The sequence below is a fragment of the Shewanella decolorationis S12 genome, assembly GCF_000485795.1.
Lineage (GTDB): Bacteria > Pseudomonadota > Gammaproteobacteria > Enterobacterales > Shewanellaceae > Shewanella > Shewanella decolorationis.
Genome location: NZ_AXZL01000057.1, coordinates 43,147 through 69,824, shown reverse-complemented (window position 1 = coordinate 69,824; position 26,678 = coordinate 43,147). Strand labels below are relative to the sequence as shown.

The 26,678-nt window shown below is 50.2% G+C and carries 18 protein-coding genes and 1 pseudogene; 9 read left to right on the top strand and 10 right to left on the bottom strand.

Annotated features, from left to right (window positions below; genetic code table 11):
- Positions 1-141 precede the first annotated feature (141 nt).
- The 3 genes and pseudogenes from SHD_RS07035 to SHD_RS07025 form a co-directional block, all read right to left on the bottom strand.
- Positions 142-1,505 (bottom strand): annotated as a pseudogene (locus SHD_RS07035) (ATP-binding protein).
- Positions 1,498-2,181 (bottom strand): response regulator transcription factor, encoded by a 684-nt coding sequence (locus SHD_RS07030; protein ID WP_011627620.1) that lies wholly within the window; start codon positions 2,179-2,181, stop codon positions 1,498-1,500. Before SHD_RS07030 ends, SHD_RS07035 begins: the two are co-directional and overlap by 8 nt.
- Position 2,182: 1 nt before the next feature.
- Entirely contained in the window at positions 2,183-2,485 is a 303-nt protein-coding gene (locus SHD_RS07025) for a PepSY domain-containing protein (RefSeq protein ID WP_011624537.1), read from the bottom strand.
- Positions 2,486-2,843: 358 nt separating this feature from the next.
- Here SHD_RS07025 and SHD_RS07020 point away from each other — a divergent pair, with 358 nt between their 5' ends.
- Together SHD_RS07020 and SHD_RS07015 are read left to right on the top strand one after the other, a co-directional pair.
- Complete coding sequence (locus SHD_RS07020) at positions 2,844-3,776, top strand: choice-of-anchor H family protein (protein WP_023266464.1); 933 nt, start codon at positions 2,844-2,846, stop codon at positions 3,774-3,776.
- A 261-nt stretch (positions 3,777-4,037) separates the two neighbouring features.
- Positions 4,038-4,511 (top strand): peroxiredoxin, encoded by a 474-nt coding sequence (locus SHD_RS07015; protein WP_023266463.1) that lies wholly within the window; start codon positions 4,038-4,040, stop codon positions 4,509-4,511.
- 56 nt (positions 4,512-4,567) lie between these two features.
- On the opposite strand, the gene SHD_RS07010 is transcribed toward SHD_RS07015, so the two are convergent.
- The 3 genes from SHD_RS07010 to ompR all read right to left on the bottom strand — a co-directional run bounded on the left by SHD_RS07010 (position 4,568) and on the right by ompR (position 8,742).
- On the bottom strand, positions 4,568-6,544 hold the full coding sequence (locus SHD_RS07010; RefSeq protein WP_023266462.1) for a methyl-accepting chemotaxis protein: 1,977 nt from the start codon (positions 6,542-6,544) through the stop codon (positions 4,568-4,570).
- 116 nt (positions 6,545-6,660) lie between these two features.
- Positions 6,661-7,977: a two-component system sensor histidine kinase EnvZ gene (gene envZ, locus SHD_RS07005; RefSeq protein ID WP_023266461.1), complete on the bottom strand. Its 1,317-nt coding sequence runs from the start codon at positions 7,975-7,977 to the stop codon at positions 6,661-6,663.
- Positions 7,978-8,016: 39 nt separating this feature from the next.
- Complete coding sequence (gene ompR, locus SHD_RS07000; RefSeq protein WP_011718733.1) at positions 8,017-8,742, bottom strand: osmolarity response regulator transcription factor OmpR; 726 nt, start codon at positions 8,740-8,742, stop codon at positions 8,017-8,019.
- Positions 8,743-9,110: 368 nt separating this feature from the next.
- Between ompR and SHD_RS06995 the strand changes: the two genes are divergently transcribed.
- The 5 genes from SHD_RS06995 (at position 9,111) to SHD_RS06975 (ending at position 20,154) form a co-directional block, all read left to right on the top strand.
- On the top strand, positions 9,111-13,994 hold the full coding sequence (locus SHD_RS06995; protein WP_023266460.1) for a PAS domain S-box protein: 4,884 nt from the start codon (positions 9,111-9,113) through the stop codon (positions 13,992-13,994).
- Between the two features lie 20 nt (positions 13,995-14,014).
- Positions 14,015-14,941 carry a diguanylate cyclase gene (locus tag SHD_RS06990; protein WP_023266459.1) on the top strand — a complete coding sequence of 309 codons (927 nt, stop codon included), beginning with the start codon at positions 14,015-14,017 and terminating at the stop codon, positions 14,939-14,941.
- Positions 14,942-14,999: 58 nt separating this feature from the next.
- Positions 15,000-15,503: a transcription elongation factor GreB gene (greB, locus tag SHD_RS06985; protein ID WP_023266458.1), complete on the top strand. Its 504-nt coding sequence runs from the start codon at positions 15,000-15,002 to the stop codon at positions 15,501-15,503.
- 129 nt (positions 15,504-15,632) lie between these two features.
- Positions 15,633-17,972 carry a Tex family protein gene (locus SHD_RS06980; RefSeq protein WP_023266457.1) on the top strand — a complete coding sequence of 780 codons (2,340 nt, stop codon included), beginning with the start codon at positions 15,633-15,635 and terminating at the stop codon, positions 17,970-17,972.
- Positions 17,973-18,189: 217 nt separating this feature from the next.
- The gene (locus SHD_RS06975; protein WP_023266456.1) at positions 18,190-20,154 is read left to right on the top strand and encodes an LTA synthase family protein; all 1,965 of its coding nucleotides are present in this window, start codon (positions 18,190-18,192) and stop codon (positions 20,152-20,154) included.
- A gap of 67 nt (positions 20,155-20,221) precedes the next feature.
- On the opposite strand, the gene SHD_RS06970 is transcribed toward SHD_RS06975, so the two are convergent.
- Entirely contained in the window at positions 20,222-20,776 is a 555-nt protein-coding gene (locus SHD_RS06970; RefSeq protein WP_023266455.1) for a hypothetical protein, read from the bottom strand.
- A gap of 61 nt (positions 20,777-20,837) precedes the next feature.
- Positions 20,838-21,632: a pimeloyl-ACP methyl ester esterase BioH gene (gene bioH, locus SHD_RS06965; protein WP_023266454.1), complete on the bottom strand. Its 795-nt coding sequence runs from the start codon at positions 21,630-21,632 to the stop codon at positions 20,838-20,840.
- 25 nt (positions 21,633-21,657) lie between these two features.
- Between bioH and SHD_RS06960 the strand changes: the two genes are divergently transcribed.
- Positions 21,658-22,464 carry a ComF family protein gene (locus tag SHD_RS06960; RefSeq protein WP_023266453.1) on the top strand — a complete coding sequence of 269 codons (807 nt, stop codon included), beginning with the start codon at positions 21,658-21,660 and terminating at the stop codon, positions 22,462-22,464.
- Positions 22,465-22,631: 167 nt separating this feature from the next.
- Complete coding sequence (gene nfuA, locus SHD_RS06955; RefSeq protein ID WP_011624525.1) at positions 22,632-23,210, top strand: Fe-S biogenesis protein NfuA; 579 nt, start codon at positions 22,632-22,634, stop codon at positions 23,208-23,210.
- A 64-nt stretch (positions 23,211-23,274) separates the two neighbouring features.
- Here nfuA and SHD_RS06950 read toward each other — a convergent pair whose 3' ends face one another.
- The gene (locus tag SHD_RS06950; protein WP_023266452.1) at positions 23,275-25,212 is read right to left on the bottom strand and encodes an alpha/beta hydrolase family protein; all 1,938 of its coding nucleotides are present in this window, start codon (positions 25,210-25,212) and stop codon (positions 23,275-23,277) included.
- A 77-nt stretch (positions 25,213-25,289) separates the two neighbouring features.
- Entirely contained in the window at positions 25,290-26,657 is a 1,368-nt protein-coding gene (locus SHD_RS06945) for an MATE family efflux transporter (protein WP_023266451.1), read from the bottom strand.
- Positions 26,658-26,678: the final 21 nt, after the last annotated feature.

Sequence of the window (26,678 nt, the reverse complement as noted above, 5' to 3'; positions counted from 1 at the left end):
AAGCCCTTGCTCTTTGTCACTCGTCATTTGAGTAGAATAACTACACATCATTCCTCGTTTCGCGAGCACGTGCTTGCCAGAACGAACAAAATTTAATCTCGAAACGTCAACACGCCCTAGTTATCTTGATGAAATAAACGCTTAAGCCGAGTGGGTGAAGTTAACCGTAAACTTGGCGCCGCCTAAGTTTTCTGAACGGGATACGGAAATGCGGCCATTATAGCTATCCACTAGATCGCGCACTATGGCTAAACCTATGCCGTTGCCTTGGTGATAAGAGTCGGCGCGGATCCCACGCTCAAATATTTGAGTTTGTAGGGCTTCGCTGATCCCAGGGCCGTCGTCTTCGATACAAAGTTGGAGCTGATAGGCGTCGCCTGTGACGGTTAATTTGACCTGCGACTTAGCGGCCTTGCAGGCGTTATCGAGCAAGTTACCTAAAATTTCGGTCAGATCGGCCTCATCGCCCTTAAATACGGCATGCGGTGCCAGATCGCCGCTGAGATCTATCTGCGGCTCCCGATAAATCTTGGCCAAGGTTCGCAGCAGTTTGGCGGCGACATCCTCCACCTTAATGCCTAAATGCCAGGAAGCGGCCGCCGCCGTTTGGGCGCGTTTAAGCTGGTGGCTGATGATACGACTGATATTCGACACTTGCTCGCTTGAGGCTTCGCTTAAGTCTGCCTGACTCTTAATCACCGCCAGCGGGGTTTTCAGGCTGTGGGCCAAATCCGCAAGGGCATTGCGATAGCGTTTGCGCTGGGTCTGCTCGGTATTGAGCAGGATATTCAATTGCCGCGCGACTTCCTGCAGCTCACTCGGATACTGGCTACTGAGCTGGGTCGACTTACCCTGCTCGACATCGTGCAGTTCTTGGGTAAAGCGCGCTAGCGGCCTAATGGTCCAAATCAACCAACTTAACTGAAACACCAACATCACTAAGATCAAGATAAGCAACCAAGTCCAAAGCTGTTGATTAAATTGGGAGATTTGCTGTTGAAACTCCAATTCATCCTTAATGATATGGATAGTTACTGGCACGTTTTCATTCAGGCTGGCAAAGCTCACGCTAAAGCTATAGATAAGGTGTGGCGCGCCAGCGAGGTCGATTTGATCGAAGGCACTTTTGCCGTCGGCGGAATCGTGAACTGCGCCGGCGGCGTGATGCCCATAAAAGACTGCGAATGCCAGACTATGCTCTGCTGATGCTCGGCATTCTCTGTGGTGGCAATGGCATAGAGGCCTGATTGAATGAGGTTAAAGCGGTTTTCGAGCACTAATTCGGGGATAAAAATCCGTTTGTTTTCAACCTCAGTCACCGCTAACACCGAATACACATAGGCACTTAGCTCGTTTTTAGCGGCGCTTTTTACTTGCTCGGCAAAGGCGTCATTGAGGGCGACCCCAATCAGCGGCAGCAGCACCAAAATAAACAGCAGCGCACTGAGGACGAGCCGAGTTTTGAGGGAGTTTAATAACTGCCAGGCAAGCGCACGCTTACTCATCTGGGGAGATGACTCTTAAACGATAGCCTTGGCCGCGCAGGGTTTCGATCAGATTATATTGGTTATCAGGGTCGAGTTTTTTGCGTAAACGGCGGATAAAGACTTCGATAACGTTGGAGTCGAGGTCAAAATCCTGATCGTAGATATGTTCGGTGAGCGCAGTTTTCGATTTCACTTCGCCCTGATGCAGCATAAAAATCTCAAATAGCTTGTATTCAGAGCCGCTTAGGGTGACGAGTTCATCCCCTTTACGCACTTCTAAGCTACTGGTATTTAAGCTAAAGGGGCCGTTAGTAATCACTGGGCTGGCTTTACCGGCCGAGCGGCGGATCAAGGCTTTGAGCCGAGCCACTAATTCTTCGGGATGAAAGGGCTTAGTGAGATAGTCGTCGGCACCCGCATCGAGACCCTCGACTTTATCCTGCCAGCTATCCCGTGCGGTTAAAATCAGGATAGGGAACGCGCGCTCTTTTTGGCGAACGCGGCGAATAAGGCTTATGCCGTCGAGTTTAGGCAAACCGACATCGATAATCGCGGCATCATAATTATATTCAATGGCTTGATACAGGCCTTCTTCACCGTCGCTGGCAACATCTATGCTGTAGTGAGCATCGAGCAAGTGCTGTTTTAAGTTGGCTTGAAGCGCTAAATCGTCTTCAACGAGTAAGAGTCGCATATTAATTCCTCGAAACACGCCCAGTGGCGGCATCCACCGAAACAGAAAAAACTTGGCCATCGTTATTGAGGATTTTGACTCTATAGCCTGAGCCACTCGACTGCACACTGAGCACTTTTCCTCGATATTGACGTTGCGCCATCGCCACGGCTTGATCTGGACTGTTGACCACAAGGCGGCGCTGCTCATTCTTCACACCTTGGCCGCGCGATTGATTACGATCATCGTGTTTATCATTGCCCGCCATGCTGCCAAAGGAGGTGCATAAGCAAGCGACTAGGGTCAGTGTCAAACCAAGTTTCATATCTGTTACCCGCGCATGTTCGGCGATCTTAAGTGAGTAGCTAGGTGGATAGCTTATCGAGTCGACTAAGAATACCTTATCACCATAACAAACACATAGAGATCAGCCAATTGGTAAACACAATTCCTTTAAAATTCACTGCGATTCGTGGGATTTTATCGAGTTAATCCTCATCGAACCTCTTTACAGAACAGGAGTCATATCCTGTGACATATTAGCAGTGTTAACCAAAACAGATGAATTGAGGCTGAACGGCTTTTTACACCAAAAATCACGGTTTTTAATGTTCAGCTTATGTTCACCTTGAGTGCCCTCTAATGTCACCAATTTGAACGGATTATCCAATGGGGTATTCAAGATGAGCACACTCAATCAATCAGGTATCGTTAGCACAACTCACACAGCCTTTGTGAAGGCAATGGTATTGGCAGGGGCATTACTGGCGCCGACCATGGTGAGCGCAGAGTCCTTCGACGAGTCAAACTTGGCCCCCTTTAGCGCGGCCAGTATTGGGATGGCGAAAAAAGCCGATGCCGAGCAGGCCGCAGAGCAAGAAAAACAAGCCCTAAGCCTATTGCAGCAGTCGGCGCCCGCTCAAAGCGTGGGTGAAGCCGCTGCGGCCGCCGTTAAATCCTTAGCGCCGTCGTTGTCAGCTAAGAGTCCGAGTGCTCATCGCGTGCAATTGATGGGCGCTACCCCAATGACCCGCGAACAAGTGATTGCTAAGCACACGAGTCAGCCTATCCCAAGCTCGAGTGCGACCAGTGAAGATCCCTATCGCGCCCCTGTGTATCACAGCTTTGCGATTTTTGATGCCAGCAGCCGTTTGTTTGAAGACTTTGATTTCGATGGCTTTTATCAAACCTTCAGCGTGACCTTCGATGTGGATGTGTTTGGCTCATATCTTAATGAGCGCGCCGACCTGTTTGCCGAGTTATACCTCAGCCGTAACGGTGGCCCTTGGGTGCATTACTACACCACGGACGTGTTTACCATTTATGGTGACTCAACGCAGGATGATTACGAAGTGCTGACCACCCTCTACACCGGCTATCCAACGGATCACTACGATGTATTAATCGATGTTTATGAAGTGGGTTATAGCGATATTGTCGCCACCATTAGCGCCGATGACACCGATGGCTTATATGCCTTGCCGCTGGAAAGTAGCGACCGTGACCGTGTTGACGAAGTGATTGTGGTGGAAGAAAGCGGCGGTGCATTGTCAATCTTTGCCTTGCTTGGCCTTGGGTTGTTCGCTGCACTACGCAAGCGTGAAAAATGGGTTTAATACCCTGAAATAAACTCTTTTGTAAGCCATCAGGGTTTTACTAAGTCAGCGCCTATTTAGAGTAAACAGCTTGGCTAAGACTAAAAGCAGCGTATCCATCGATACGCTGCTTTTATATTTCGCAATGCGGATAACAAAAGCAACCTTGCGATTTATCGGCAATTTGCCCTCCTCTGCTACAAATCCCCTTTTTCTCTCTGTGTTTATCATTTCCGATTCGGGCTAGTATGGGCAAGTTACGTTAACTAAAGGAAGAGAGTCATGATTGCTCAAGGTCAAACATTACCAGCGGCGACGCTAAGCCAACTGACTAAAGATGGCTTGGTAAATCATCAAGTTACCGAGCTGTTCGCGGGTAAAAAAGTGGTGTTATTTGCAGTGCCTGGTGCTTTCACACCAACCTGTTCTGAAGCGCATTTGCCAGGTTATGTGGTGCTGGCCGATCAGTTTAAAGCCAAAGGCGTTGATTTAATTGCCTGTGTATCGGTAAACGATGCCTTTGTGATGAAAGCGTGGGGCGAAGCGCAAAATGCGTCTGAGTTACTGATGCTTGCCGATGGCGATGCCAGCTTTACTAAGGCGCTTGGACTCGAAATGGATACCGCTGGCTTTGGTGGTGTACGTTCACAACGTTATGCGATGATCATCGATAACGGCGTGGTGACTTTACTGAATGTAGAAGCACCTAAGTCATTTGAAGTGAGCAAAGCCGAAGTGGTATTAGCGGCACTTTAATGCCTGATTAAAAAACAAAATGGGAGCCTAGGCTCCCATTTTTATTAGCATCAAGCTTAAGCCGCTCGGGCTGATACTGTGTTGGTGTCGGCTATGCCTAGGCTGGTCTCAATATCTTCCACGCTTTGCTGTACTTCTTGGGCAATCACTTCGCTCTGCTGCGAACTGGTTTGCGCTTGGTCTTTTAGGTTATCCATGCTGCGGACAAATTCATCGAGGTAATCAACCTGTTCCTTGGCGTTAAGCGAACCCTGCTTGGCAGTATTGGCCATTTCACTCGCTTGATTTTGCACGGTTTGCGCCACATGCCATAGGCTCTGTGCCCGCTGTTTTTGGCTATCGGTCGCTTGGGCAATGCCATCGACACTCTCGCCGAGTGCGAGGTTCGATTGGGTGAGTTGATGCAGGATCTTCACGATTTCATTTAACGACACTTGAGTACGTTGACTTAGGCTTCGAACCTCATCGGCGACCACGGCAAAGCCGCGACCTTGCTCGCCCGCACGGGCGGCTTCGATGGCGGCATTAAGTGCCAACAGATTGGTTTGCTCGGCAATATTGCCAATGACATCAATGATTTTAGCGACATCTGCCACTGAGTTATTCAGGCTTTCGAGCGAGGCATGGCAAAGGCCAACCGCCGTTTGAGTTTGTTCTGTGGCACTCAGCACGGCTTCGGCCTCGGTTTGGCTCGACTGCATTTGACGCATGGTTTCGGCCGCGCTTTGTTCAACTAGGGCCGAGGTATGGCTGACCTCATTGGCGAGGCTGCGGATATGCTCGGTTTGCGACTGAGTGTCGGCGACTATGGTCTGAGTGTGTTCGGTGTGCTGCGACAGTTGAGTGATGCGCGCGACCAACTGACTTAAGGATTGAGAAACCTTAGTCATTTGTTGGCGCTGGAGTTCGTCTTCTTGCTCGAATCTGTGCAGTAATTGATTGAAATGGCCTGCAATTTGGCCGGTTTCGCAGCGGCGATTGATGTCTAAGCGTTCACGACTGTTGGACTCGCTTAATTGCATAAAGGCTTGATTGAGGCGTTTAAGGGGCTTAACCACACGGTTCTGTTGCAGGATTAAGTAGCCGATAGCAAACAGCGCCATAATCGAAACCATCGCATAAAGAATGACTTGTAACTCATATTTGAGCTGTTGGTTTTTGGCGGCTTGCGCCTCACCGAGGGCGATAAGCTGCTGTTCAACTCTGCTAATGGCTTGAATTAACTGCTCTTGCATTTCCTGATTGGCTTGCAGCAGTTGGTGGGTGTTGGCGACTTCTTTATTGTATCGGTTGGCAAGGCTTAACAGCTCGCTGCGATCATTTTCGCCCACTTCAATCTGTTCTGGCTCACTCGCGCCGAGGGCAAATTCATCGGCTTCCTGCTGCTCGTACACGCCGATTAACGGTAGTGCGTTCAGTTGGTCGCGCCACTGGTTTAGCTCCTTGCTGGTGCTGTCGAGAATATTTTTAAGTTGCTGATTTTTATCGATGAGATAGCCATCGGTAAGCTGCGACAATTGATAAACAATGCTGGGTAAGTCACGGCTTAATTGCAGATATTGTTCGGCCACAGTGGCATTAATCGCTAAACCTTTGTCGGCGTAACTGCCGAGTCTGCGGTTATAGTCGAGCATTTCAGATTCGGCGTGGGCCAGCAGTTGTCTTGGATTGCCCGCGAGTTTGCCTGCGGCGCGGTATTTAGTGTCTAAGTCTTGAATGAATTGGCTAAGGCCAGTTTGTAATTCCTCATCGGCACTGCCCGCTGCGGCGAGGTTGAGCTCGCTGAGTTCAGTTTTAATCTTGCTCAGTTTGGCTTTGGCTTCTTCGAGTTGGGTCGCGTTACCACTGGCTAAATAGCCATCGAGATCGCGGCGTACCCCCACGAGAAAATCCTGTTGTAGGCCTTGCAGCACTTGGGTTTGTTGCTCAATCTGTTGTCTTTGATCGCTGCTCCACAGCACCACGGCTGCTAATAGTCCAGCAAGCAATAACAACAGCGCCGAAGCTGAGAGTGACAGCGTTGAAATCTTCATGATGCAATCTTCATTGGAAACTTTAGGAAGTTAACTGCCTAGAGTTTATGAATTTCGCGTGACATAAATATGACAGCACAAGTTGAATGTCAGCGTTGTCATTCTGAATTTATGATTTATTCCAAGGGGAGCCAGACTTGGGCTTTTAAGCCGCCCTCAGTTCGGTTAGATAAGGTCACTTGGCCTTGGTGACGGTCGATAATCCGTTTGATGATGGCGAGCCCAAGGCCCGAACCGACACTGCCGCGCGCAATATCACCTTGGGTAAAAGGCTGAAACAGTTTGGGAATTTGCGACTCATCAATCCCAGGGCCATTATCCTCAACGCTAAAGCCTATGCGCTTACCATCAAATTGCGAGCTTATCCGCACCCAGCCCGAACCATAACGGAAGGCATTTTCGACCAGATTACTGAGCACTCGCTTAATCGCCAGCCCTTGGAACAGCGCCTCAGGGCAGTCGCTCAGTACGACTTCAATTTCACCGTCGCGGTTGGCTTCGGCCTGCGCAATATCTTGAATGAGTTTATTAATTTGCCCTAGCTCGCGGCTCGCCTCCTGATCTTGGCGAATGTAGGCAATAAACTGGCTGATAATGGCGTCCATATCTTCGATATCGTTGACGATACCATCTTTAAGATATTGATCTTCCTCGACCATCATCTCGGAGGCGAGGCGAATCCTCGTCAGTGGCGTGCGTAAATCGTGGGAAATCCCCGCCATCAACAGGGCTCTGTCCTGTTCGAGCTGCTTCATGCTGTGGGACATTTGGTTGAAGGCATTGGTCACTTCCACCAGTTCGCTCGAGCCTTTTAGCGGCAAAGGCTCGGGAAACTCACCGCGGGAAACCGAGATTGCGGCTTTTTGTAAGCGCCTTAATGGTCTGTTTTGCTGGCGAGCAAACCACCATCCACCGGCGACACTGAGTGCACCGATCACCATTAAGTACAAGGTGAGTGGTGACAGGTCGGAAACGTTTTGCCCGATGAGTGGCACTTTAATCCACACCGAAGGCGCCTGCGGGGGGCGGATCCAAATTTGTAGCACTGTGCCGTGGGTGACGCGAACTTCAGCATCGCCACCTAGGTATTCCGACATCTGCGATGACCAAAAACCGTAGTAGGTGGCCTGTTCGATTCCCGCTTCGCGGGCCTGTTGTTGGTTGTAGACCTTCATGCCATCGTCACGGACTTTGGCATTGAGCGCATCGACTATGGTTAAGTGTTCGCGGCCGATATCGATACCATCGACAAATAACAGATTGATTTGACGAGCAATTAACTGGTTGATTTGCTGGTAACTGGGCTTTAATACATACACAGCCACAGTGACATAGGAAACCAGCTGATTGATCAACAGTAGACAACCAATCAGCATAACGGTTTGGCTAAAGGCGCTGCGGGGAAGAAAGCGCCACCAAAACTTAGATTTCATCTTGATGCCAACGCACTGACGACTTCAGGCAAGAGTGGCTCATCGACGGGCGGCGCCATCGGGCACAAACACATAACCTAGGCCCCACACGGTTTGGATATACCTTGGGTTGGCGGGATCCTTTTCAATTAAACGGCGCAGGCGCGAAACCTGTACGTCAATCGAGCGCTCCAGCGCCGAATAATCACGGCCACGGGCGAGGTTCATCAGTTTATCCCGCGACAAGGGTTCGCGTGGATGGGTGACTAACACTTTTAATACGGCGAACTCGCCACTGGTGAGTGCGATGGCCTCATTACCGTGGTACATCTCGCGGGTGGCTAAGTCGAGGGAGAACTCGCCAAAGCTGATTTCGGCCTCTTGCTGCGCGGGCGCACCGGGGACATCCTGAATTTGGCGGCGCATTACCGCTTTGATCCGCGCCAATAATTCCCTCGGATTAAAGGGTTTTGGCAAATAGTCATCGGCACCGAGTTCTAAACCGATAATCCGGTCGACCTCATCGCCCTTGGCGGTGAGCATCACAATCGGAATGGTACTGCCCTGTTGGCGCAGACGACGGCAGATGGATAGCCCATCTTCACCGGGCAACATCAGATCGAGCACAATGAGGTGGAAGTTTTCACGCTCCAATAAACGGTCCATCTGCTCAGCATTGGCCGCACTGCGCACCTGATAGCCTTGCTCCATCAGGTAACGCTCGAGTAGTGCTCGTAGGCGCATATCATCATCGACGACGAGGATTTTCGAGGTTTCTTGTCCCATGGGATGTCCTTAAATTGCTCGGATTATTGCTTTTATTCTTTATGCCGTCATACAACAAAGATTAACTGGCTGAAATTGAAAACGAATCTGCCAAGAATGTGCTTAATATAGCTGGATTCAATCTGAGCGACTAGCTCATGATGTGAGTCAATGTCGACCGAATACCGCTAATTGCCAACTCATGTTAATACTAAGCAAATGAAATTGCATGGGAATCATCACATTTATCTAGTATGTAACTGAAATTGTAACTAAATTGGCATTAGCTACTTTTGATGCATTTGTTGAGTTAACTTATCAGCTTTATGGCAAAAGTATTTTGATTAGTCCAGAATCATAACGCTATGATTATCAATTATTAGGTGTATATGACCCTGTCGATGAGTTACAAGCAAGCCTCCAAGTGGGGATTTTTCGTCTTGCTCGTGGGACTTTTTTTTAGTGCCGTGCTCGCTTGGCAGGTGAGTCGTATCAATTCGCAAACCATTTCTTTGGCGCTCGAAGCGAGCGCGCAGCAGATCAGTGAGAATGTCACCAATAGGATTGCCCTCTACCAATATGGCTTGAGGGGCGCCCGAGGCATGATCCTCACGGCGGGTGAAGACCATATCAGCCGTCCCATGTTTCAAAACTATAGTCTGACGCGGGATGTGGATGAGGAGTTTCCCGGCGCACGCGGATTTGGCTTTATTCGGCGCGTCTCCAAAGAAAACGAAGCGCAGTTTTTAGCGCGGGTAAAGGCAGTCGATTGGCCTGACTACCATGTTCGTCAGCTCAACCCCAACGAGGGGGAGAAGTATCTTATTGAATATATTGAACCGCTCGAGCGCAATAAGGCGGCGGTTGGTTTAGATATCGCCTCCGAGACCCACAGAAAAGAGGCCGCTGATCGCGCCATGCTGTCGGGTGAAGTGCAAATTTCCGCGCCGATTACCTTAGTGCAGGCCACGGGTAAGCCGCTGCAATCCTTCTTAATTCTGTTACCCGTTTACCGTACCAATGTGGTTCCCGCGACGCCAGAAGAGCGACTGGCTCAAGGATTTGGTTGGAGTTATGCGCCGCTGGTGACGACCGAAATTTTAACGGGATTATCGCTGAATCAGAAAATGACTAAGCTGATGTTAAGCGACGTGACGGACGATAAGCAGCCGATCAATTTCTTCGAAACCCACGCCAATGATTTAAGCCCCCTATCGGATTACAGCTACAAGTTAAATAAGACGATTTTTGGGCGGCATTGGCAGTTTGAGGTAATGGCCTATCCAGGTTTTATCAAGTCATTACATCTCAATAAACCCAGCTTAGTGTTGCTCAGTGGCAGCTTGTTCAGTGTGTTGCTGGCGGCGTTGATCGCCATGTGGTCCTTAACCTTGCAACGTAAACAGCAAGTGTTAGCCGAGCAAGCCCGCCGCGCCAGCATGTTGGAGCATTCCCTCGACGGCATTATCAGTTATGACCTCGCTGGCAATATAACCAGTTGGAACCAAGGTGCCGAGCGACTCTTTGGTTACACTGAGCAGCAGGCGCTGGGCTTACCCAGTAGCGAATTGATTATTCCGCCCAGCATAGTTCTGGAGGAACAGGCTCTTATGGCCGATGTGTTGACCGGCAAGACGGTACTCAATCGAGTATCGCGCCATCAACGTGCCGATGGCAGCAACCTGTCGACCTCGACCACAGCCTTACCGATTTACGACGAACATGGCGACATAGTGGGTTTGAGTCAAACCATTCGGGATATCACGGCCCAGCAGGATGCTGAGCGACATATTCTCAACCTCAACGCTAGCCTTGAGCGACAGGTAACCAAGCGTACCCATGCTTTGCAGCAGGCCTTACTCGAGAATCAGGCACTACTCGATACCATCAACCAGCTGCTACATTACTCGGTCACCGACTTAGACGGGGTGATTTTAGATGTGAATGAACACTTCTGTTTGATCAGTGGTTATGCGCGGGAGGAGTTAATAGGTCAAACCCATTCAGTGTTGAAGTCTGGGGAGCACGATGCCGCGTTTTGGCAGCGGATGTGGCAACAGATTAAGGCCGGTAAATCTTGGCATGGGGAAATCTGTAACCAAGGGAAAGATCAGCAGCTGAAATGGTTCGATACTGTGATTGGCCCAGTCTTTGATGAACGTGGCAAAGTAGAACGTTTTGTCGCGCTGCAAACCGATATTACCGAGCGTAAATTAGCCCAGCTCGACAAAAATCGGATTGCGACTCTGCTGACCAATGTGTTGGATGCAGCCTCCGAAATGACCATAATTGCCGCCGATCCACAGGGCATTATCACTATCTTCAACCGCGGTGCCGAGCGCATGTTGGGGTATTCCGCCGAAGAGGTCATAGGTAAAACCACCCCTGCACCTTTCCATATTGCCGATGAAATTGCCGCTCGCGCCACCGAGCTTTCTGTTGAATACGGCCAAAAAATTCAAGGTTTTGACACGTTTGTCCACAAAGCGCGGGAAGAGGGCTCCGAGACTCGTACTTGGACCTATGTGCGTAAGGATGGTAGCCAGTTACCAATCTCACTGTCAGTAACCGCGATGCGTGGTAATGACGGCGAAATCCTCGGTTACCTTGGGATTGGCGTGGATATTTCGCAAATTGTCGCCCAGCAAGAGGCCTTACTCACGGCGAGTAATCACCTCAGTAAGGCAGCGGAAGTGGCTAAACTGGGGATTTGGACCTGGAACCTGCTCGATAACTCGTTGCAGTGGAACGACCGCATGTTTGCCATGTATGACCAGCCTGAAAGCCTTAAACAGCAAGGTCTTAGCTATGAGCATTGGCGGATGCGAGTCCATCCCGATGACGTTGAAGAGGCCGAAGAAAAGCTTAACCGCGCGGTTGAGTATGATGAACCCTATCATCCAATTTTCCGCGTGTTAACCACGGATGGTGCGGTGCGCTATGTGCAGGCGGGTGCCCAAATTGAGCGCGACAGGCAAGGGAATGTGATCCGAGTGATTGGGATCAACATCGATATTACCGCCCAGCGGCAGATTGAGGCGAATTTAAGGAGTGCCAAGCTGGAGGCGGATAACGCCAATGCCGCTAAGTCGGCGTTCCTAGCCAATATGAGCCACGAAATCCGTACCCCCATGAATGCGGTGTTGGGGATGTTGCAGTTGATGCAATATACCTCGCTCTCGGTGCAGCAGCAGGGCTATGTGAACAAGGCGCAAACGGCGGCTAAGTCATTGTTAGGGCTGCTTAACGACATTTTAGACTTCTCAAAAATTGATGCGGGCAAATTAAAGCTCGATCCACACCCTTGCTCGATTGAGTTATTGATGCGGGATCTGGCTGTGGTGTTGTCGGCGAGCCACAGCAATACCGATGTGGAAGTGATGTTCGATCTCGACGCGGCGTTGCCTCCTTGGTTGCTGGCCGATCAATTAAGGCTGCAGCAAATTCTGATCAACCTCGCGGGCAACGCACTCAAGTTTACCCCTCACGGGCAAGTGATTGTCGGCCTAGAATGTATTCGCCATGAGGCCGATACCGTCACTGTGCAGTTTTCGATTGTCGATAGTGGTATTGGCATCAGCGAAGAGCAAATTGAGCGGATTTTCACTGGGTTTGAGCAGGCTGAATCCTCAACCTCCCGCCGTTTTGGTGGCACGGGACTTGGGCTGGCTATCAGTAAACGTCTAGTTGAGTTAATGGGCGGACAACTGCAAGTCACCAGTAAAGTCGGGGTTGGTAGTCGCTTCTGGTTCGATTTAACCTTCCAAGTGATGGAGGTCGAAGCCCGCGCCCGCGCCGACTTGAGCCAATATCGGATTCTGGTGGTCGACGATAATCAAATCACGACCGAGATCTTATCGAAAATCCTCAGCGACTATGGCTGTCTGGTTGAAACCGCTTCTGGTGGTTATCAGGCCATTGAAAAGGTAAAACAGGCCAATGCAGCCGGACAGCAGTTTGATGTAGTGCTAATGGATTGGCGCATGCCGGATATCGACGGCCTACAAACCGCGGAAATGCTGAAAAACGCCGGAACCGGCAGTTATACCCCGCTGGTGGTGATGTTGACGGCCTACGGCCATGAAGTGATTGCCGAGAGTCAGCACATTAATAACGTTCCCTTCGTCAACTTCTTAACTAAACCTGTCACCTCGCAAGTGTTGGTTGAAGCCGTGCTCAATGCCATCGAAGGCAAGACCATGGACTCGAATCCTAAGCCGCGCTCACAGCGTCTGTTAGCGGGGCTGACTCTGTTAGTGGTTGAGGACAATCAATTAAACCGTGAGGTGATTGAGGAGCTGCTGAGTTATGAAGGCGCCACCGTTGTGCTCGCAGGTGGCGGTGTGGAAGGGGTGGCACAGGTACTCGAAAGCGGTGATTTATACGATGCCGTGATTATGGATGTGCAAATGCCCGACATTGACGGGTTAGAGGCGACGCGGCGGATCCGTGCCGATGGTCGATTCGCCCAGTTGCCTATCCTCGCGATGACGGCCAATGCTTCGCAAACCGATAAGCAAGAATGCCTCGAGGCGGGGATGAATGCCCACGTCGGTAAGCCTATCGATATGCAGCTGCTGTTGCCGAATATTCTGCGTCTAGTGGGGCGTGATGTGACATCCCTCGAGCAGCATGAGTCTGCGCATCTCGACTCACAACACAATCTCGAGGGCGAAACCCTGCTCGACGATATTCGTTTGATTTTGCGTCGTTTTGGCGGCAACCAAGTGTTCTTCGAAAAAATGGCGAGCAGTTTTGCCCCCGAAATGACCAAGCAGCTAAGCTTGTTCAAGCAATCGACCAAAACCTTTGATTACGCCACTACAGCTGCGATCAGTCATGCGATTAAAGGCATTGCCAGCAACTTTGGCGCGCGGCGTTTAGCCATACATGCGGCGTTTTTAGAAAAACAATTTAAACAAGAAGGCCTCGAGCTGCTGGAAATAAAACGCTGGACGGATACACTGGAGTCCTTAATACACCAAAGTATTGAACAGCTTGCAGGCTTTTTACCTAAGGGGCAGCTCAAACAGCCTCAATCGATTGAGCCTGTAAACGGTACCGCCGTGGATATGCAGAGTATGCGCCCCGAGCTGGATACCTTGGCTGCTCTCTTACAGGAAAATAATTTAGAAGCCGTGAATTTAGTCGACAAACTCGCAAAACCGCTATCACAGCACCCGCAATGGGCTGAACTCAATGGACTGGTTCAATCACTCGCATTTACACAGGCTTTGGAGACTTTGCGGGCGATGATGTTGGAGGATGCCTAGTGCAGTATATAAGTGAACTCATGGCGACCCAGCAGGCCGCAAAGGGCAAGATTTTGATCGTGGATGATCAGCCTTTGAATATCAAAATCTTGCACCAACTCTTCCATGAAGAATATGAAATGTTCATGGCGACGAGCGGTGAGCAGGCTTTGCAGGTATGCCAAAAGATGCAGCCCGATCTGGTGTTGTTAGACATCGAAATGCCGGGCATGTCGGGTTACGAGGTCTGCCAACAACTGAAGGCCGATCCCGCCACAGCTAATATCGGGGTGATCTTTATTACCGCCCATTTTGATGAGATTGAAGAGGTGAAGGGTTTCCAACTCGGCGCAGTGGATTTTATTCACAAACCGATTAACCCCATCATCACCAGCGCGCGGGTCAAGAACCAATATCAGCTGAAGCGCCAATCCGATGTATTGCACTCCATCGCCTTACTCGACAGTTTGACTGGGGTCGCTAACCGCCGTCAGTTTGAGCAGCGCTTACCCGAAATCTGGCGTTTTTGCTGTCGGAATCAAGCCTACTTATCCGTTATCATGCTGGATGTGGACTTTTTTAAGCGTTATAACGACCGCTATGGTCATCAAGAAGGTGACCAATGTTTACGACTGGTTGCCGATGCCGCTAAGGGCATGTTAAAACGCCCCAACGATCTTATCGCGCGCTATGGTGGCGAGGAGTTTATCTGTATCCTGCCTGAGGCCAAGTTGTCTGGGGCCATGCGCCTCGCGCAGGCGATGGTGGATGCGGTGCAGGCCTTACACATAGAGAATTTGGACTCGGATTTTGGTGAAGTCACTGTGAGTGCCGGTATTGCGACGATTCGACCCTTAGCCGATTTAAGTTGGGAGTCGCTCGTCGAAGTGGCGGATCAACAACTCTATCTGGCGAAGCATCATGGCCGTAATCAAGTGGTTGGTGTCGATATCGAACCGGCGCAATAGTCTAGTTTGTGTGTCGAGTAAGGCTACTCGGCATGGTTAAACCCGTGGATAGTGAGTTATGAAAGCGCATTTGATCACCCGCCAAGGCTGGATGACCTTAGATAAAGAATTAAAATACCTGTGGAAGGAATATCGTCCGCAGATCACGCTTAAAGTGCAAGAGGCCGCCGCCCAGGGCGACCGAAGTGAAAACGCGGATTACACTTACAATAAAAGGCTTTTACGCCAAATCGATAGCCGTGTCAGATACTTAGTCAAACGCCTCGAAGAACTTAAAATCGTCGATTATTCTCCCCAGCAAGAAGGCAAAATTTACTTTGGCGCTTGGTTCGAGCTTGAAAACGAAGCGGGCGAGCGCGTGCGTTATCGTATTGTCGGCAAGGATGAGCTCGACACTAAACTGGGCTATATCACCATAGACTCTCCCATGGCGCGGGCACTGATCGGCAAACAGGTCGATGATGAAGTGGTCGTGCAAACCCCCTCGGGTCCAAAGGAATGGTATATCAACAACATCCGCTATACCCCATTCGAGACGCCGCTCGAGGGCGAGCCAGAATAACCTTTAGTAGATCAAACTCTCGTCGATTTTCATGCTGAAATCGAGAGCATCATATGAAATAACGACTGCGCCTGTGGTATCTTGGGCGCAATTAGGATCAATCAAACCGTTAGGCACGATACTTTATTTATGCAGACTATTGCCCAAATTATTGCTCAGGAACTGAATGTTCAGGAGCATCAAGTCACTGCCACCATAGATTTGCTCGACAATGGTGCTACCGTTCCCTTCGTTGCCCGTTACCGTAAAGAAGCGACTGGGGGTTTAGATGACACCCAGTTACGTACGCTGCACACTCGTTTAGGTTATTTACGCGAGCTGAATGACAGGCGTCAGGTTATTTTATCCAGCATTCAAACCCAAGGTAAGTTAACGCCTGAATTGCAAAGGGAAATTGAAGGCGCAGACAGCAAGACCCGCCTCGAAGATTTGTACCTTCCCTTCAAGCCTAAGCGCCGTACTAAGGGCCAAATTGCGATTGAAGCGGGATTAGAGCCGCTTGTTGAAGCTTTACTGACGGACCGTAATGCCGATATCGAGGCATTGGCTGCGGGTTATCTGAATCTCGAAGCGGGCTTTGCCGATATCAAAGCCGTACTGGAAGGTGCTCGTTATATTCTGATGGAGCGTTACGCCGAAGATGCGGAATTACTGCGTAAAGTTCGCGAACACTTAAGCCAAAACAGTGTGTTAGAGAGCCGCGTTATCGCCGGCAAAGAGAAGGAAGGTGCTAAGTTTCGCGACTATTTCGAACACAACGAACCTCTGGCGAAAGTGCCGTCACACCGCGCCTTGGCGATGTTGCGTGGCCGCAATGAGGGCTTCTTATCTCTATCCATGAATGCCGATCCTGCTGCCGAAGCGGGTCAGGGCAGTTACTGTGAAGTGATCATTAGCGAGCACTTAGGCCTAAAACTCGGCGAGAGCAGTGTTGATCAATGGCTTAAGACCGTTGTGACCGCCACATGGCGGATTAAAATTGCCCTGCAGATGGAAACCGAGTTTATCTCGCAAATGCGTGAGCGCGCCGAAGCAGAAGCCATTAAAGTGTTTGCCCGCAACTTAGGCGACTTACTTATGGCCGCACCAGCGGGCGCCAAGGCGACTATGGGTCTAGACCCTGGGCTACGCACAGGCGTTAAAGTAGCCGTGGTAGATAACACGGGTAAGCTGGTCGCACACACGACTATTTTCCCCCATGCGCCGCAGAATTTGTGGGACAAGTCGATTCGTACCTTAGCCAACTTAGCGCAAATGCATAAGGTGGAATTAATCGCGATTGGTAACGGCACTGCATCACGCGAAACTGACAAGTTAGCGGGTGAGTTGATTGCCAGCCTTAAGGATAGCCAACCGCAACTGACCAAGGTGATGGTGAGTGAAGCGGGTGCTTCCGTGTATTCCGCCTCAGAACTCGCTGCGCTGGAATTCCCAGAGCTGGACGTGTCTATTCGTGGCGCCGTTTCGATTGCTCGCCGTCTACAGGATCCCTTAGCGGAACTGGTGAAGATTGAGCCTAAATCTATCGGTGTGGGTCAATACCAGCACGATGTAAGCCAAAGCCAGCTGTCTAGCTCGCTCGAAGCCGTGGTCGAAGACTGCGTAAACGGTGTGGGTGTGGATTTAAACATGGCGTCAGTGCCTTTGCTGTCGCAGGTGGCAGGGTTAAACAAAACCTTAGCGAAAAACCTGGTCGACTACCGCGATGCCAACGGCGCCTTCAAAAACCGTAAAGAACTGCTGAAAGTGCCGCGCTTGGGCCCTAAAGCCTTTGAACAAGCCGCGGGCTTTTTGCGGATCCGTGATGGCGACAATCCATTGGATATGTCGGCAGTTCACCCCGAAGCCTATGCGCTGGTCGAAAGCATTGCTAAGACCAAGCAAGTGGAGTTGGCGAGCCTTATCGGTAATTCTGAGCTGCTACGCAATATCAAGCCGCAGGAGTTTACGACCCCTGAGTTTGGTTTACCGACAGTGACCGATATCCTCAGCGAGCTGGATAAACCGGGTCGTGACCCGCGTGGTGAGTTTAAAACCGCCAAGTTTAAGGATGGGGTGGAGGAACTTAAGGATCTGAAACCTGAGATGATCCTCGAAGGCGTTGTCACCAACGTGACTAACTTTGGCGCCTTTGTGGATATCGGTGTGCATCAAGATGGTTTAGTGCATATCTCGTCATTAACCGACAAATTTATTACCGATCCCCATACTGTGGTCAAAGCGGGTGATGTAGTGAAAGTGAAGGTGATGGAGGTCGATGTCGAGCGTCGTCGTATCGGTTTGAGTATGCGTCTGGATGAGGCTATCGATCAGAGCAAGGCTCAAACTCGCGGCCCATCCCAAGGTAAGCCACAGGCTCATAAGGGCAATGCCCAGCATAAGTCTTCGCGTCCTGCGCCAAAAGCGGCACCCGTCAACGCGGCCATGGGCAATGCCTTTGCCGACGCTTTCGCAAAGCTGAAAAAGTAATCTGACTCAGGTCGGCTCGGATACACACCTGTGTTCGAGTCGACATTTTTTACTCGTTAGCCACAAAATTGTTGCATATATGCTGTCCTAGGTAATATAAAGTCGGCATTTAATGCAACGTTAAGCAAAATCGGTTGTCATACCACAACTTTTTCACCGATTTTTTTCAAATTGACACTCCAAAGCTGAGTGGAAGTTTAATGTTTTGGGGTTATACATGCAGTCAGGTTCATCCGCTCGTGGACGCCAGTCCGCCCATGGGCCATTTCGCGTCATTCTTGTTTTCAGTCTGTTAGTACTCGTTATTGCTACGGCAAGCCGCATCGGCTTAGGTTTGTGGCAGGGCGAACGTGTGGCCGCCGTTGACGGTTGGTCGCATCTGCTACTACAAGGTATTCGTGTCGATATCGCAACCCTGTGTTGGTTATGGGGCGTCGCCGCCTTAGGTACGGCGTTGTTTTCGGGTGATCACCTGCTTGGCCGTATTTGGCAATGGGTGCTGCGCCTATGGCTAACCTTAGGTCTGTGGACCATTGTATTTCTTGAGGTTTCAACGCCAGCCTTTATTGAGGAATACGGCATTCGCCCGAACCGCTTGTATGTGGAGTATTTGGTTTACCCCAAAGAAGTGCTGTCGATGCTGTGGGCGGGACGCAAGCTGGAGCTGATTTTCTCTGTGCTGCTTACCTTAGCGACGTTGTGGGGCGGTTGGAAACTCAGTGGTAAGTTAACTAAAAATCTGCGTTTCCCCCGTTGGTATTGGCGTCCTGTGCTAGCTGTCATGGTAATAGTCGTGACCCTATTGGGCGCGCGCTCAACCTTAGGCCATCGTCCAATCAACCCAGCGATGGTGGCATTTGCCGACGATCCATTAGTGAACTCCCTCGTGATTAACTCTGCTTATTCGTTAGTGTTTGCAATCAAGCAAATGGGTAGTGAAGAAGACGCCTCTAAGGTGTATGGCTCATTAGATAGAGATGAGATCATCAAGACTATCAGACAAGAGAGTGGTCGCCCCGAGAGTGCCTTTACCTCGAGCGATATCCCTTCATTGAGTTTTAACCAAGCTAGCTACAGCGGTAAACCGAAAAACCTAGTGATCCTGTTACAGGAAAGCCTAGGCGCCCGCTTTGTGGGGAGTTTAGGCGGTATGCCCTTAACGCCGAATATCGATGCGCTCTCACAGGAAGGCTGGTATTTCGATAATCTTTACGCCACTGGGACACGTTCAGTGCGCGGAATCGAAGCGGTCACCACAGGTTTTACGCCAACACCAGCCCGCGCCGTGGTAAAACTCGGTAAGAGCCAGACGGGCTTTTTCACTCTCGCCGAATTGCTGAAAAACCACGGTTACACCACCCAATTTATCTACGGTGGTGAGAGCCATTTCGACAACATGCGCAGTTTCTTCCTCGGTAATGGATTTAGCGACATTATCGACCAGAAGGATTATAAGTCTCCGGCCTTTGTTGGCTCTTGGGGCGCATCCGACGAAGATTTAATGCGTAAGGCGAATAGTGAGTTCGAGCGTCTTCACAGTGAAGGTAAACCATTCTTTAGCTTGGTGTTTAGCTCGAGTAACCACGACCCATTCGAATTCCCCGATGGCCGTATTGAGCTGTATGAACAACCTAAGCAAACCCGCAATAACGCGGCGAAATATGCCGATTATGCAATTGGTGAGTTCTTCAAACTGGCAAAAAATGCCGACTACTGGAAGGACACTATTTTTATCGTGGTGGCCGACCACGATAGTCGCGTTGGTGGGGCCGATTTGGTGCCAGTATCGCGTTTCCGTATTCCGGGGTTAATCATTGGGGATAATGTTGCGCCAAAACGCGATCACCGTATTGTGAGTCAAATCGACTTGCCGCCAACCCTGTTATCTTTGATTGGTATTTCAGACTCTTATCCTATGCTTGGTCGTGACTTAACTCAGGTCAGCGATGATTGGCCGGGACGTGCGCTGATGCAATACGATAAAAACTTTGCCCTGATGGAAGGTAAAGATGTGGTTATCCTGCAGCCAGAGAAAGCGGCACAGGGCTTCCAGTACGATGAAAAGACCGAGCACTTAACGCCTTATGCCCCAGCGGCGCAGGCGCTGGAGAAAAAGGCCTTAGGTTGGGCGCTGTGGGGCAGCCTAGCTTACCAGCAAGAGCTGTATCGCTCGGGTAAATAACCGAATGAAAAATGCCGCTGATTAGCGGCATTTTTATTTTCAAACTTATCCTTAAACCAAGCAGATTTTAAATCCAAGCCGACATAGCAGGTTCGGCTTCGGGCTGAGTTTGCTGCGCATAATATTGCCCAATACGCTGGCCAACCTGTTGATAAAACTGAGGGGATTCCCCTTGCATCGGCTGACGCGCCGCCGCAGTCGTGGTTTTCGCCGTAGTATTGGCGGGGCGAGGAGTATTTTGGCCGACTTTTAACCGAATATCTTTACGCTGCAGCGCCGCTGGGCCGCGCACTGGCACTTTAAGGGTTTTAGGCAGCGCACGATCGGCAGCAACTAGGGGCGCTTGTTTCTCTTGCTGTTGCTGGCTCTGCTGCTGTGAAGACTGCTGCTGTTGCTGTTTGTCTTGAACTTGTTGCTGATTTTGCTCGAGCAAACGTGCCTGTTGCTGAGTTTGATCGGCAGTACGCTCATTTTGCGGATTAAAGGCACGTTCTTCATGGCCCTTAGTGGCGGCCTGTGGCGGAATAACGACGGGCTTGAGCTGATTGTCGACCCGAGCCGAGTCCGTCGCGACATTGGTCGTCGCTATCGGAACTTGGGGGTAGTTACTGACAAGCAGCATGAAAAATTCCTTGTGGCCTTAATGGTTAAATACTAGCCATTTATTGCACAAAGATAAAGCACTAGTCCTTGAATTGCGCCAGCCAAGGTGTGATTGCCTGCAAGAATTCTTCCCTGTGGGACACAAACGGTGCGTGGGATGCCTTGGCAAGCATGACATCAGTGATATGACTGGCGGTGGGCATTTGAGGTTGAACGCGCTTGGGCACGAGTCCATCGAGTCGACCCCAGATCCGCAGCCAAGGTTGCTGTATCGCCGACAGCTGTGGCCTAAGATCGATTTGATTCAACATATCCAAACCTTGAGTTAAGGCCGCTGCATCGGGTAGCGGGCGTGCTAAGACTAAATCCCGCAGCTGCTTAATATCGTCTTTGGCGGTTTCGCTGCCCATGGCCTGAATCGCTAAAAAGCGCTCAATCGTTTTTGGTAAATTTTGCCCAAGCTGCTCGCCAAACATGCTGAGCACCTGCGGTGGAATGCCGGGCCATGCTTCTTCCTCCCTCGCCATAAAACAGGGCGAGGAGGCGATAGTTATTAATCCTCTGATATGAGATGGGTAGCTTATGGCAGCTTGAGTTGCCACTAAGCCACCCAGTGACCAGCCGGCCCAAATCGCATTGGCGGGTAAGGTATGAATTAGCGCATCCACCCAAGTCGATAAATCGCCCGCGATTGGCTGACTTAAGCCAAAGCCCGGCAGATCGACATAGTGGACTCTATACTCAGAAAGCTGCTCATGGAGCGGCGTGAAGACGGCGCTATTAACGCCCCAACCGTGAAGCATGACCAGATCTGGCCCTTGGCCTCGGGTGTCGATATGCAGTTGCGGATGATGGGCTGGCGTCGCAGAGTTCACTAAAATACCTCTAATAGGAAGTTGTATGTCGGGCGATAGCAAATGGACTTGGTCGCAACAGGGGGCGAAGCTGTTACGCATAGTTTCGCATTTGGGGCAGCGTTACTTGGCGGGCAGTTTACCTAACCGCTGCTTACTGTGCCACCAATCCCTCAATGCAAAGGAAGCCGGATTCTGCCAGGTATGCCTGCAAACGGGCTTATATCACAGCCCAATTTGTTTAGGTTGTGGAAAATCCATGCCGCTTGAACTCGAATATTGTGGTGAGTGCCTACGGTATCAACCGCGAAAAGTCATCGCGCCTTGCAGTTATCATCAAGGCTTTGGTCCTTGGATAGCGGCCATTAAATATCAGGGGCAACTCGCCGCTTTACCCATATTATGCCAAGCCTTAGTGGCGCGCATTGGTCAGCTCGAACTGCAAGACTTAATCACTCTACCGCAGGCCATAGTGCCAGTCCCTTTACATCCCAATCGGCTGCGCCAACGTGGATTTAATCAAGCATGGTTAATTGCCCATGAATTATCGAAGCAGCTCTCGCTGCCACTGGTCAGTGACGGATTAATTCGGCGGCAGGATACGCGCCCACAAGCCGGACTCAATGGCGCACAGCGACGGCGAAATCTACAGGATGCTTTTGAGTTAAATGCCGATTTTGCCTATCAACGGATAGCGCTGGTGGACGATGTGGTCACGACAGGTACCACAGTGGCAGAAATTGCCCGTTTGTTCGAGGCGCGATATATACAAGTGCAAATATGGTGCCTCGCCAGAGCCGAAGCACCGGGTTTATTGGATGATATTACGGGTGAAAACGACATGCCGCGTTAGCGATCCGTTAGTGATCTACAGGTTAAGTTGTTGCATTGAAAGCGTGATGGATTTTGCAAAATTCCAGAACTTGCTACCCTAGGGGCTACAAAGCGCGTGTGAGTAGGAGTATCATACGCCTAATTCTTACTAAAACACTCAGGTATCCCCTGACGGAGCTGGTTTCCATGATTACTATTTCCGATGCGGCTCAGGCCCATTTTGTAAAGTTGTTAGCCGATCAACCTGAAGGCACTCATATTCGCGTATTTGTGATCAGTCCTGGTACCGCACAAGCCGAGTGTGGCGTGTCTTACTGCCCGCCTGACGCCGTTGAAAGCGATGATATTGAATTAGAATTCAATGGCTTTAGCGCTATGGTTGACGAGAAGAGTGCGCCTTTCTTAGAAGAAGCCTCAATCGACTTCGTGACCGATCAATTAGGTTCGCAATTAACCCTTAAAGCCCCTAACGCTAAAATGCGTAAAGTGGCTTCAGATGCGCCTTTAGCCGAGCGTGTTGAGTATGTGATCCAATCTGAAATCAACCCGCAACTGGCAAGCCATGGTGGTAACATCATGTTGGTTGAAATCACCCAAGAAGGCGTAGCGGTACTGCAGTTTGGTGGTGGTTGTAACGGTTGTTCGCAAGTTGATATCACCCTAAAAGATGGTATCGAGAAGCAACTACTCGATATGTTCCCAGGTGAACTCTCAGGTGTGAGCGATGTGACCGATCACCAACACGGTGCGCATTCTTACGCTTAAGCGGGTGTTGAACTGAATAAAAAAACGCGACCTTGAGTCGCGTTTTTTTTATGGCGTTTTGTAGCTACAGCTGGGTTTTCAGATTGTCGGCTAAAAACTTATCGAGCGCCTTAAAGGTGGTTAGCCTATGGTCATTGTTACTTAAGTAATGGTCGCCATTTTCGAGCTCAATATATTCGACGTTTTTCTTACGTGATTTCAGTTCGTCGAACATTTCGCGACTATGTTGCACCTTAACCACTCGATCCTTATCGCCATGCAGTAGTAATACCGGGATAGTGATCTTATCGGCTTTACTGACGGGTGAGCGTTCATAGAGGGCGCTAAAATCATCACCAATTTGTTCTTTAACGACTTCATAATTGGTGAAACGGCGACTGGATTTTACCAGGTAAGCCACGTCTGTTACGCCTGCCACACTGACCGCGCAGCGGTACAGATCAGGTGTCATCGCCGCGCCCATTAAGGCGGCATAACCACCATAACTCGCGCCGACGATACAGATACGCTGTGGATCGCTAATCCCTTGATTGATTAAGTAACGTGTACCATCTTCCACATCGTTTTGCATTTCGAGTCCCCAGCTTTTGAGGCCGGCCTTCATAAACTCATAGCCGTAGCCCGCCGAGCCCCTAAAGTTCATTCGAAATACCGCGTAACCACGGTTGGCGAAAAACTGCGACCAATAATCGAAGTCGTTACTGTCGTAACTAATCGGTCCGCCGTGGGGGAAGATAATGGTGGGGAGTTGCTTGGCTTCGAGGCCCTTTGGCACTGTCAGGTAAGCATCGATTTTGAGTTTATCCCGCGCTTCGTAGCTCAGATATTGAGTGTCGGCGAGTTGCTCGCTACTTAGCTGGCTATATCTATCGGCAATCGGAAACAGTGCCTTTTCATCCCTATCGCCGAAGTAATAGGTGCCAGGTTGAGTCGAACTGGTGGAGTAGACGATATAGCGGCGTTCATCCGCGCTAAATTGGGTGATGTAGTTATGGGCATTGGGCAATACCGCTTTCAACCCATTTTGCAGACCCGCATACTCAGGATCCCAGAAGGTATATTCTTCGCCGTCGCCTTCACTGACCCCAATGACTTTTTTCTTGAGTTCTGAATAGATGAGATTGCCTTCAACATCGGTATCTTCGTTGGCGTACACCAGTTCCTTCGTGAGCTTAGGATCGGTTAAATTCACCTTGAAGATAGCTTCAAAGCCTTGGTGATAGGCGCGTACGAATAAGATGTTGGGGTCGGCATCGAAGCCCAGTGGCCAGACGCTTTCGTCGGAGAAGGCTTTAAAGGTCCAGAGTAAGCGTGGCTCTGCCTTTTGTTCGGGTTGCTCGTAGATCCTATATTCAGTGTCATCGTTATAGATGGAGATACGGACCTTGTGCTGCCTGTCGGTAATCCAGCCGATGATTTTACGTTTAGAGTTTTGAATAAATGCGGATTTTCCCTGCGAGAGATTGACTCTCAGCACGCTGTCTTCGCCCACTTCTTCGCCCATACCATCGAGGGAGAGCAAGATATTATCGGGGTCATCCGGCATCATATCGATAATCTGTCCCTGATGTTGGGGGATCCAACTGAGTCGGTCGATGACGCTACGGGCGAGTACGCTCGTGGTTTTTCGTGTAGTTAAATCGTACTTCACCAAGCGAGTTTCTGTGGTCGGTGTACCGTAGCGGTTTGCCGGAAACTTAGCACTGATCAGCAAAGTAGTGTCATTTGCCCACTGTAATGACAGCAGGACAAACTTCTGGTTATCGGTGTGAATCGCGTAGTCTTTGTTGCCCGTTTCTAAATCGAGAATACTGACCACAGTGCCCTTAAGTTTGGGCTGGTCGACCCGAACGATAGAGGCAATTTTTTTGCCATCGGGCGACAGTTGGACTGAGCTGACATCGGGAATACTGGCAAAAGCCTCGACCGGAAGCTGTGGTACCGTTTGAGCAAGCAGTGGCAGACTTAGCCACAGGAGTAACAAAGGTAAAATCCTTTTCATAGCGCATCACAATTTTATTACAATAATGCCGCGTATCTTAATGGGATAACCTTAAGTAAGCTACTGTCTTTACAGAACTAATTAAGAATAAATGCCTTGCTAAAGCGGTAATGTGCCGCTAGGGTGAGGCTGCGCGTTAGCATAAAGGCCGTCATGGCCGCCCACAGTGCATGGTTAGCCTGTTCGGAAGCCAACAGCGATTGCAGCAAATACCATGTCGGGAAGAAGGCGCCAAATGTGGCGATAATCATGCTATTACGCATCACTTTGCCCTTAGCTGCGCCAATATAAACCCCATCAAACAGATAGGAACTAAAAGACCAAAGCGGCAGCAATATCAGCCAAGGCAGATAAATTTGCGCTGTGGTTCTCACCTCATCAATATTGGTTAGCAGCCCGATGATATGGTCTCCAAAAAGATAAAATATCAGGCTAAAACCTAGGGCTGTAATGGCTGACCAACACCAAGCGAGGAGTACTGCTTCGCGCAGTGGCTGTGTGCGTTGTTGCCCGTAGGCTTTGCCCACTTCCGCCTCGGCATAATAGGCAATGCCATCGAGGGCGTAGGCGATTAATAACAGTAAATTCAATAAGACCGCATTGGCTGCGACCGTATTATCCCCAAGGCCTGCACCGTGAAAGGTCATAAAGGCGAAGGCTGCTTGCAGGCATAGGCTGCGGATAAAAATATCGGTATTGAGCCTAAGCAGCTGGCCGTAACCCGACAAGTTCAGGTGAACTCTAATGTCGGCAAATTGGAATCGAGGTATTAACTTAAGCTGTTGTAATACCATGTAGAGCGCAACGCTAAAGGCGGTGATATCGGCGCATAATGAGGCAAGTGCAGCCCCTTTGACTCCCCAGCCTAAACCTAAGACGAACAACACATCGAGGATAATATTGGCTACGTTGGCGAAGATGAGCTGCCACATGGCCGCTTTGGGTTGCTGTCTGCCAAGGAGCCAGCCGAGCATAACTAAATTGAGCAGGGCGAATGGCGTCGACCAGACTCGGACCTGAAAATATTCTCGGCAATAACGCTCGACTTCCACACTCGCCTCGGAGAGGCCGAGCGCTAAATTCAGTATCGGGATCTGTAATAGGATCACCGCGATACCCAGCCCAGTCGCCAACATGGCGCCTTGGACCAGCAACTTTAATTGGCGCGCGGTATCGTTTGCGCCATAGGCCTGTGCGACCAATCCGGTGGTTGCCATCCGTAAAAAGCCTAATAACCAAATGATTAATGTGATAATCGTTGACCCGAGTGCGACGCCCCCTAAATAATAGGCGTCACTTAAATGCCCGATGACGGCCGTATCGACCAATCCCAACAGCGGAACCGTGATATTGGAAAGGATCATCGGCAGGGCAAGCGCGAGCAGCTGGCGATTCTTGGTGCCATTCAACAGGAGCGCGAGTGCGGTGGATTTTGCGGTAGTCATTGATTTCAGAGGTATTCACAT

What these genes read in the sequence shown, in the direction of transcription:
- SHD_RS07030 (WP_011627620.1), bottom strand. Translation starts at nt 2,181, where the DNA reads ATGCGACTCTTACTCGTTGAAGACGATTTAGCGCTTCAAGCCAACTTA.
- SHD_RS07025 (WP_011624537.1), bottom strand. Translation starts at nt 2,485, where the DNA reads ATGAAACTTGGTTTGACACTGACCCTAGTCGCTTGCTTATGCACCTCC.
- SHD_RS07020 (WP_023266464.1), top strand. Translation starts at nt 2,844, where the DNA reads ATGAGCACACTCAATCAATCAGGTATCGTTAGCACAACTCACACAGCC.
- SHD_RS07015 (WP_023266463.1), top strand. Translation starts at nt 4,038, where the DNA reads ATGATTGCTCAAGGTCAAACATTACCAGCGGCGACGCTAAGCCAACTG.
- SHD_RS07010 (WP_023266462.1), bottom strand. Translation starts at nt 6,544, where the DNA reads ATGAAGATTTCAACGCTGTCACTCTCAGCTTCGGCGCTGTTGTTATTG.
- envZ (WP_023266461.1), bottom strand. Translation starts at nt 7,977, where the DNA reads ATGAAATCTAAGTTTTGGTGGCGCTTTCTTCCCCGCAGCGCCTTTAGC.
- ompR (WP_011718733.1), bottom strand. Translation starts at nt 8,742, where the DNA reads ATGGGACAAGAAACCTCGAAAATCCTCGTCGTCGATGATGATATGCGC.
- SHD_RS06995 (WP_023266460.1), top strand. Translation starts at nt 9,111, where the DNA reads ATGACCCTGTCGATGAGTTACAAGCAAGCCTCCAAGTGGGGATTTTTC.
- SHD_RS06990 (WP_023266459.1), top strand. Translation starts at nt 14,015, where the DNA reads ATGGCGACCCAGCAGGCCGCAAAGGGCAAGATTTTGATCGTGGATGAT.
- greB (WP_023266458.1), top strand. Translation starts at nt 15,000, where the DNA reads ATGAAAGCGCATTTGATCACCCGCCAAGGCTGGATGACCTTAGATAAA.
- SHD_RS06980 (WP_023266457.1), top strand. Translation starts at nt 15,633, where the DNA reads ATGCAGACTATTGCCCAAATTATTGCTCAGGAACTGAATGTTCAGGAG.
- SHD_RS06975 (WP_023266456.1), top strand. Translation starts at nt 18,190, where the DNA reads ATGCAGTCAGGTTCATCCGCTCGTGGACGCCAGTCCGCCCATGGGCCA.
- SHD_RS06970 (WP_023266455.1), bottom strand. Translation starts at nt 20,776, where the DNA reads ATGCTGCTTGTCAGTAACTACCCCCAAGTTCCGATAGCGACGACCAAT.
- SHD_RS06960 (WP_023266453.1), top strand. Translation starts at nt 21,658, where the DNA reads ATGTCGGGCGATAGCAAATGGACTTGGTCGCAACAGGGGGCGAAGCTG.
- nfuA (WP_011624525.1), top strand. Translation starts at nt 22,632, where the DNA reads ATGATTACTATTTCCGATGCGGCTCAGGCCCATTTTGTAAAGTTGTTA.
- SHD_RS06950 (WP_023266452.1), bottom strand. Translation starts at nt 25,212, where the DNA reads ATGAAAAGGATTTTACCTTTGTTACTCCTGTGGCTAAGTCTGCCACTG.
- SHD_RS06945 (WP_023266451.1), bottom strand. Translation starts at nt 26,657, where the DNA reads ATGACTACCGCAAAATCCACCGCACTCGCGCTCCTGTTGAATGGCACC.